This window comes from Citrobacter sp. KTE30 (genome assembly GCF_000398825.1).
Taxonomy (GTDB): Bacteria; Pseudomonadota; Gammaproteobacteria; order Enterobacterales; family Enterobacteriaceae; genus Citrobacter; species Citrobacter freundii.
The window spans coordinates 4162975-4171383 of record NZ_KB976055.1; the positions used below are offsets into that span (position 1 = coordinate 4162975).

Genomic DNA, 8409 nt, shown 5'->3' on the forward strand with positions numbered 1-8409 from the left:
CATGGCTAACTTTTTTATCAGGCGTCCTATCTTTGCCTGGGTACTGGCTATCATTCTGATGATGGCGGGTGCTCTGGCAATCATACAACTGCCCGTGGCACAGTACCCGACCATTGCGCCTCCTGCGGTCGCCATTTCTGCAACCTATCCTGGTGCAGATGCGCAGACGGTTCAGGATACAGTCACACAGGTTATCGAACAGAATATGAATGGTATCGATAACCTGATGTATATGTCCTCCACCAGCGACTCAGCCGGGAGTGTGACTATTACGCTGACTTTCCAGTCCGGTACCGATCCCGATATCGCGCAAGTACAGGTGCAAAATAAACTGCAGCTCGCCACTCCGTTACTGCCGCAAGAAGTTCAGCAGCAAGGGATCAGCGTCGAGAAATCGAGTAGCAGCTTTTTGATGGTCGCGGGTTTTGTTTCTGACAACCTCCAAACCACACAGGATGACATTTCCGACTACGTCGCTTCGAACGTTAAAGACTCAATCAGCCGTCTGAATGGCGTGGGTGACGTGCAGCTGTTTGGTGCACAGTACGCCATGCGCATCTGGCTGGATGCAAACTTATTGAACAAATATCAGCTCACGCCGGTTGATGTGATCAATCAGTTGAAGGTACAGAACGATCAGATTGCCGCAGGTCAGTTAGGGGGGACGCCTGCATTACCTAACCAGCAGTTGAACGCCTCTATCATTGCGCAAACGCGACTGAAAGACCCTGAAGAGTTCGGGAAAGTGACTTTACGCGTGAACAGCGATGGTTCGGTTGTTCACCTGAAAGACGTCGCGCGTATCGAGTTGGGTGGGGAAAACTACAACGTCGTGGCGCGTATTAACGGTAAGCCTGCATCCGGCCTTGGGATCAAGCTGGCAACCGGGGCAAACGCGCTGGATACCGCGAACGCTATCAAAGCCAAGCTGGTTGAACTGCAACCATTCTTCCCGCAGGGAATGAAGGTGGTCTACCCATACGACACGACGCCGTTTGTGACCATCTCCATTCATGAAGTGGTAAAAACGCTGTTTGAAGCGATCGTGCTGGTGTTCCTGGTCATGTATTTGTTCCTGCAAAACATCCGGGCAACGCTCATTCCAACCATCGCTGTCCCCGTCGTATTGTTGGGCACATTCGCCGTACTTGCCGCGTTTGGCTACTCGATAAACACCCTGACGATGTTCGGCATGGTGCTCGCCATCGGTCTATTGGTCGATGATGCGATAGTGGTGGTGGAAAACGTGGAACGCGTGATGATGGAAGATAATCTGCCGCCTAAAGAGGCGACGGAAAAGTCCATGTCACAAATACAGGGGGCACTGGTTGGTATTGCCATGGTGCTGTCTGCGGTATTTATCCCGATGGCCTTCTTTGGCGGTTCAACTGGGGCTATCTATCGGCAGTTCTCCATTACCATCGTTTCCGCCATGGCGCTTTCTGTACTGGTAGCGCTGATCCTGACTCCTGCGCTTTGTGCAACGTTGTTGAAGCCGGTATCGGCTGAGCATCACGAGAAAAAAAGCGGTTTCTTTGGCTGGTTTAATGCCAAATTCGATCACAGCGTCAATCACTATACCAATAGCGTCAGCGGTATTGTGCGTAAAACAGGGCGTTACCTTGTCGTCTATCTGATCATCGTGATCGGAATGGCGGTTCTGTTTATGCGCCTGCCGACCTCCTTCCTGCCAGAGGAGGATCAGGGTGTGTTTATGACAATGATTCAACTTCCGGCAGGAGCTACGCAAGAGCGCACCCAGAAAGTACTGGATCAAGTTACTCAGTACTACCTGACCAATGAGAAAGCTAACGTCGAAAGCGTCTTCACGGTTAACGGTTTTAGCTTCAGCGGTCAGGGGCAAAACTCAGGTCTGGCATTCGTTAGCCTCAAGCCCTGGAATGAACGTAGCGGCGAGGAAAATAGTGTTGAAGCGGTCATTGCACGCGCCACACGCGCGTTCAGCCAGATCCGCGATGGGTTAGTCTTCCCCTTCAATATGCCCGCTATTGTTGAACTGGGTACCGCAACCGGCTTCGATTTTGAGCTGATCGATCAGGGCGGTCTGGGGCATACTGCGTTGACGCAAGCGCGTAACCAACTACTGGGAATGGTGGCTAAACACCCCGATCTGTTGGTTCGCGTTCGTCCTAACGGACTGGAAGATACTCCGCAGTTTAAGCTGGATGTTGATCAGGAGAAAGCACAGGCACTGGGGGTATCGCTGTCGGATATCAACGAAACTATCTCCGCATCACTGGGCGGCTATTACGTCAATGACTTTATTGACCGCGGTCGTGTGAAAAAAGTGTACGTTCAGGGGGATGCAAAATACCGCATGCTGCCAGCGGACATCAATAATCTGTATATCCGCAGCTCCAATGGCGAAATGGTTCCGTTCTCTGCGTTCAGTGCATCACATTGGATTTATGGTTCACCGCGACTGGAACGTTACAACGGTATGCCATCCATGGAAATATTGGGCGAAGCGGCACCAGGGCGAAGCACTGGTGAAGCAATGGCGCTGATGGAAAGTCTGGCGGAAAAACTGCCGAATGGTATTGGTCATGACTGGACGGGTATGTCTTATCAGGAAAGGCTGTCGGGTAACCAGGCGCCTGCGCTGTATGCCATCTCGTTAATCGTAGTATTCCTTTGCCTTGCCGCATTGTATGAAAGCTGGTCTATTCCTTTCTCGGTGATGCTGGTTGTACCACTCGGTGTTGTAGGCGCATTGTTAGCAGCATCACTGCGCGGGATGAATAACGATGTTTATTTCCAGGTTGGCTTACTAACCACTATCGGCCTCTCGGCTAAGAACGCCATCCTGATCGTCGAGTTTGCCAAAGACCTGATGGATAAAGAAGGCAAGGGGTTGATTGAAGCGACGCTGGAGGCATCGCGTATGCGTCTTCGTCCTATCCTGATGACATCCCTGGCCTTTATTCTGGGGGTTATGCCTCTGGTTATCAGTCACGGAGCAGGTAGTGGTGCACAGAATGCGGTCGGTACAGGTGTTATGGGAGGAATGCTGACCGCAACATTGTTGGCTATCTTCTTCGTCCCCGTCTTCTTTGTTGTCGTGAGACGGCGTTTTAGTCGGCACAACGATTAATTTGTAAAATAAAGGCGTCTACGGACGCCTTTTTTACCTACGATGCTCCTCTTTATTTATTAGTAAGATAGCCATTTATTTCATTTAAACTACCCCTCTAAACTCGCCTACGACCTTTCTTTTCATCCATTATTTTTACAATCCACATGAATTGAGATTATTCCTCATGTCAGTCCTTTTTTAAGAAGTGGTAAAATAATCACCGAGTTCGCAGATGGCTTAGCGTTTGTCTTTGCTTAATTAGCGAAACGCTTATTTTGAGGTAACACCATGAAAAGATTAATATCCGTTGCATTGCTTACCGCATTCCTGGCTGGCTGTGCTCACGATTCTCCTTGCGTACCTGTATACGACGATCAGGGGCGCCTGGTTCATACCAATACCTGTATGAAAGGCACTACCCAGGATAACTGGGAAACAGCCGGAGCCATCGCCGGTGGTGCTGCAGCCGTTGCCGGACTGACACTTGGGATTGTCGCCCTGACCAAATAAATCATCTCAAAAGCGCGGTTATTACCGCGCTTTGAGCACTAAGCATAAAATCTACATATAAGACAAAACGTTGCTTAATAGCGACTGACATATAATAAAATTATTATAGATTTCCCTCACACATCCACGATTTAAAATTAGCATTTTTTCTGTTTTTCGTTACACCACAGTTTCTTTTCATTATTCTCACGCCATTAATATTAACGCCAGAAATCGTTATCACGCGTCCTGTCTGATTTTTAAATTTTTTGCGCTGAAATGTGGCTTACGTTTCAATTTTGCACCACTTCAGGGCGCTGCATTTATTTTTTCCTGTCTACACTCTGCATATTGCGTCGAATAATCAGGCGCAAAAAACTGGCACTACCTTTGCTTAAAAGAGTATGGCCAAAGCCACAGACAGGTAAAAGACGTTTTCAGAACGTTTCCATAACAATAATTCCTCCACACAGGATGCTCTATGAAAAAGATGATAATCGCCAGCCTGGCTGCGGCCGGCGTGCTGCTTGCTGTTGCAAATCAGGCGCATGCCGGCGCAACACTTGATGCCGTAAAGAAAAAAGGGTTTGTGCAATGTGGGATCAGCGACGGCTTGCCTGGCTTTTCTTACGCCGATGCAAGCGGCAAGTTCTCGGGTATTGATGTTGATGTATGTCGTGGCGTTGCCTCCGCCGTATTTGGTGATGATAGCAAAGTAAAATATACCCCGCTCACCGCCAAGGAACGCTTTACTGCATTACAGTCTGGTGAAGTCGACATGCTCTCTCGTAATACCACGTGGACCTCCTCTCGTGATGCCGGTATGGGTATGTCCTTCACTGGCGTAACGTATTATGACGGCATTGGTTTTCTTACCCACAATAAAGCAGGTCTGAAGAGCGCTAAAGAGCTGGATGGCGCAACGGTCTGTATTCAGGCGGGAACCGATACCGAACTGAACGTGGCCGACTACTTTAAAGCCAACAATATGAAGTACACCCCCGTCACCTTTGACCGCTCGGATGAATCAGCCAAAGCTCTGGAATCTGGACGTTGCGATACGCTGGCTTCCGACCAGTCTCAGTTGTATGCCCTACGCATCAAGCTGAGCAATCCTGCGGAGTGGATCGTCCTGCCAGAAGTTATTTCTAAAGAACCGCTGGGACCTGTCGTACGTCGTGGGGACGATGAGTGGTTCTCCATTGTTCGCTGGACGCTGTTCGCCATGTTGAATGCGGAAGAAATGGGTGTTAACTCGAAAAACGTCGATGAAAAAGCAGCTAATCCAGCAACTCCGGATATGGCTCACCTGTTGGGTAAAGAAGGGGATTATGGCAAGGATCTGAAACTTGATAACAAATGGGCCTACAACATTATCAAGCAGGTTGGTAACTATTCGGAGATCTTTGAACGTAACGTTGGATCGGAAAGTCCGCTGAAGATCAAACGTGGACAGAACAACCTCTGGAATAACGGTGGCATCCAATATGCGCCACCGGTGCGCTAATGCGTAGTGATGTAACGGGCGCCGCAACTGCGGCGCTCAGCCCAGAGTCATAGTTACTGAGGTTTTCTTATGTTCCATCGCCGCTCAACCGTAAAAGGATCGTTATCCTTTTCTAACCCTGCGGTCCGCGCCTGGTTATTTCAAATACTCGCCGTCATTGCGGTTATCAGCATTGCGGTCTATCTCATTCATAACACGATAAATAACCTGAACAATAGCGGTATTACCTCGGGGTTTTCTTTTCTCGATCGCAGTGCCGGATTTGGTATTGTCCAGCATCTGATTGATTACGAGCAAGGCGATACGTATGGTCGTGTCTTTGTGGTCGGCCTGCTCAATACGCTATTAGTTTCTGCATTGTGTATTGTTTTCGCATCAATTCTCGGTTTCTTTCTCGGACTGGCACGCTTGTCAGATAACTGGTTATTGCGAAAACTCTCGACGATCTACATCGAAACGTTCCGCAATATACCGCCGCTGCTGCAGATCTTCTTCTGGTATTTCGCTGTATTACGTAACCTGCCCGGCCCACGCCAGGCTGTTAACGCACTGGATTTGATGTTCCTGAGTAACCGGGGGCTCTATATACCGGCCCCACAAATGGGAGAAGGTTTTTTTGCCTTTTGCACCGCTGTCGTTATCGCTATCGTCGTCACCATCGGATTATTTCGCTTCAACAGAATGCATCAAACCAAAACCGGCCAGCTACGTCGGACCTGGCCCACGGCTCTGGCGTTGATCATACTTTTACCGGTGATTTCACAGTGGATGTTTGGCGCTGCGCTTCACTGGGATATTCCCGCGCTTCGTGGTTTTAACTTCCGTGGCGGTATGGTGCTTATTCCCGAACTGGCGGCACTGACTCTGGCGCTTTCGGTGTACACCTCGGCATTTATTGCAGAAATTATTCGGGCGGGAATTCAGGCCGTTCCTTATGGCCAACATGAAGCCGCACGCTCTCTGGGTCTGCCAAATCCGGTGACGCTACGCCAGGTAATCATCCCACAGGCGCTACGCGTCATCATTCCCCCACTGACCAGCCAGTACCTGAATATCGTCAAGAACTCTTCTCTTGCGGCCGCCATTGGCTACCCGGACATGGTTTCACTGTTTGCCGGCACGGTACTCAATCAAACAGGGCAAGCCATTGAAACGATCGCCATCACCATGTCGGTATACCTGATCATTAGTCTGAGTATTTCTTTGCTGATGAATATTTATAACCGCCGTATTGCACTGATTGAGCGCTAAGGAGCCATGATGACAAAAGCCCTGCTGTCTCACCCCTCACGCCAGCGCAGTAATCCGGCAAACCGCAGCCTACTCTGGGTGCGTAAAAACCTGTTCTCCAGTTGGTCAAATAGCCTGCTCACCCTACTATGCATATGGCTGATTTGGTCATTTCTTCCGCCACTGTTGAACTGGGTATTCTTTCAGGCCAACTGGGTAGGTTCAACCCGAGCAGACTGCACCAAAGCCGGAGCCTGCTGGGTGTTCATTCATGAACGCTTCGGGCAATTCATGTATGGACTTTATCCCCACGATCAGCGCTGGCGTGTAAATCTGGCCCTGATAATTGGTTTGCTGTCTATCGTTCCCATGTTCTTGAAAACAATCCCGCATCGTGGCCGCTATATCGCCGTCTGGGCCGTCGTTTATCCAGTGGTGGTTTGGTGGCTGATGTACGGGGGTTTTTTCGGGCTGGAGCGCGTAGAAACCCGGCAGTGGGGTGGATTAACACTGACGCTAATTATCGCATCCGTGGGGATTGCAGGCGCGCTTCCATGGGGCATTTTACTGGCGCTGGGACGTCGTTCCCATATGCCAGTCGTGCGGGTTTTATCCGTCATTTTCATTGAATTCTGGCGCGGTGTGCCGTTGATTACCGTTCTGTTTATGTCCTCGGTCATGCTTCCTCTGTTTATGTCCGAAGGAACCAGTATCGACAAGCTTATCCGGGCCCTGGTCGGCGTTATTCTTTTCCAGTCGGCCTATGTCGCAGAAGTGGTTCGCGGAGGGTTACAAGCCCTACCAAAAGGTCAGTATGAAGCCGCTGAATCACTGGCGTTAGGATACTGGAAAACTCAGGGGCTGGTCATTCTTCCGCAAGCTCTCAAGCTGGTTATCCCTGGCCTGGTTAACACGATTATCGCCCTGTTCAAGGATACCAGTCTGGTCATTATCATCGGTCTGTTTGATCTCTTCAGTAGCGTGCAGCAAGCAACTGTGGACCCTGCGTGGCTGGGTATGTCGACAGAAGGATATGTTTTCGCTGCACTGATTTACTGGATCTTCTGTTTCAGTATGTCGCGTTACAGCCAACATCTGGAAAAACGTTTTAACACCGGGCGTACACCGCACTGAGGAATTTATGAGCCAATTATTAATGCCGTCTACCGACGCGATGATTTCGCTGGAAAACGTCAACAAATGGTACGGACAGTTTCACGTCCTGAAAAACATCAACCTGAAGGTAAAACAGGGAGAGCGCATCGTATTATGCGGGCCTTCCGGTTCGGGGAAATCGACAACTATCCGCTGTATTAACCATCTGGAAGAACATCAGCAAGGACGCATTGTGGTGGATGGGATTGAACTCAATGAAGACATCCGCAATATTGAGCGCGTCCGACAAGAAGTTGGCATGGTCTTTCAGCACTTTAATCTCTTTCCTCATTTAACTGTCCTACAAAACTGCACACTGGCGCCTATCTGGGTGCAAAAGATGCCGAAAAAAGAGGCTGAAGTACTGGCAATGCACTACCTCGAGCGGGTCCGCATTGCCGAACATGCGCATAAATATCCCGGGCAAATCTCTGGTGGACAACAACAGCGCGTGGCCATTGCACGCTCGCTGTGTATGAAACCCAAAATCATGTTATTTGATGAACCCACATCAGCGTTGGATCCTGAAATGGTAAAAGAAGTGCTGGATACCATGATAGGTCTGGCACAATCGGGCATGACCATGCTATGTGTAACCCATGAAATGGGCTTTGCCCGCACAGTAGCTGACCGGGTGATCTTTATGGATCTTGGCGAGATTGTGGAACAGGCACCACCGGATGAGTTTTTTGCTCACCCCAAATCTGAACGCACTCGTGCGTTTTTATCGCAGGTTATTCATTAAAGCCATATGCCGGATACAGTTCCGGCTTATTCCCGCGTATAAACGCAAAAAGGCCATCCTTTCGGATGGCCTTTTTGCGTTTATTTGATGTCTGGCAGTTCCCTACTCTCGCATGGGGAGACCCCACACTACCATCGGCGCTACGGCGTTTCACTTCTGAGTTCGGCATGGGGTCAGGTGGGACCA

Annotated in this window: 6 protein-coding genes; all 6 read left to right on the forward strand. The window is 49.7% G+C overall.

The genetic code is table 11. From position 1 onward, the window contains the following. The first annotated feature begins 1 nt into the window (after position 1). The 6 genes from WC1_RS03495 (at position 2) to WC1_RS03470 (ending at position 8223) form a co-directional block, all read left to right on the forward strand. Entirely contained in the window at positions 2 to 3115 is a 3114-nt protein-coding gene (locus WC1_RS03495; protein ID WP_016151077.1) for an efflux RND transporter permease subunit, read from the forward strand. 270 nt (positions 3116 to 3385) lie between these two features. Continuing rightward, positions 3386 to 3607, forward strand: a complete 222-nt coding sequence (locus WC1_RS03490) for a lipoprotein (RefSeq protein ID WP_003025292.1) — start codon at positions 3386 to 3388, stop codon at positions 3605 to 3607. 460 nt (positions 3608 to 4067) lie between these two features. Next, positions 4068 to 5093 carry an amino acid ABC transporter substrate-binding protein gene (locus tag WC1_RS03485; protein ID WP_003025295.1) on the forward strand — a complete coding sequence of 342 codons (1026 nt, stop codon included), beginning with the start codon at positions 4068 to 4070 and terminating at the stop codon, positions 5091 to 5093. A gap of 69 nt (positions 5094 to 5162) precedes the next feature. Continuing rightward, on the forward strand, positions 5163 to 6344 hold the full coding sequence (locus tag WC1_RS03480) for an amino acid ABC transporter permease (RefSeq protein WP_003839866.1): 1182 nt from the start codon (positions 5163 to 5165) through the stop codon (positions 6342 to 6344). A 9-nt stretch (positions 6345 to 6353) separates the two neighbouring features. Then, entirely contained in the window at positions 6354 to 7457 is a 1104-nt protein-coding gene (locus tag WC1_RS03475) for an amino acid ABC transporter permease (protein WP_003844800.1), read from the forward strand. A gap of 7 nt (positions 7458 to 7464) precedes the next feature. Then, positions 7465 to 8223: an amino acid ABC transporter ATP-binding protein gene (locus tag WC1_RS03470; RefSeq protein WP_016151078.1), complete on the forward strand. Its 759-nt coding sequence runs from the start codon at positions 7465 to 7467 to the stop codon at positions 8221 to 8223. Positions 8224 to 8409: the final 186 nt, after the last annotated feature.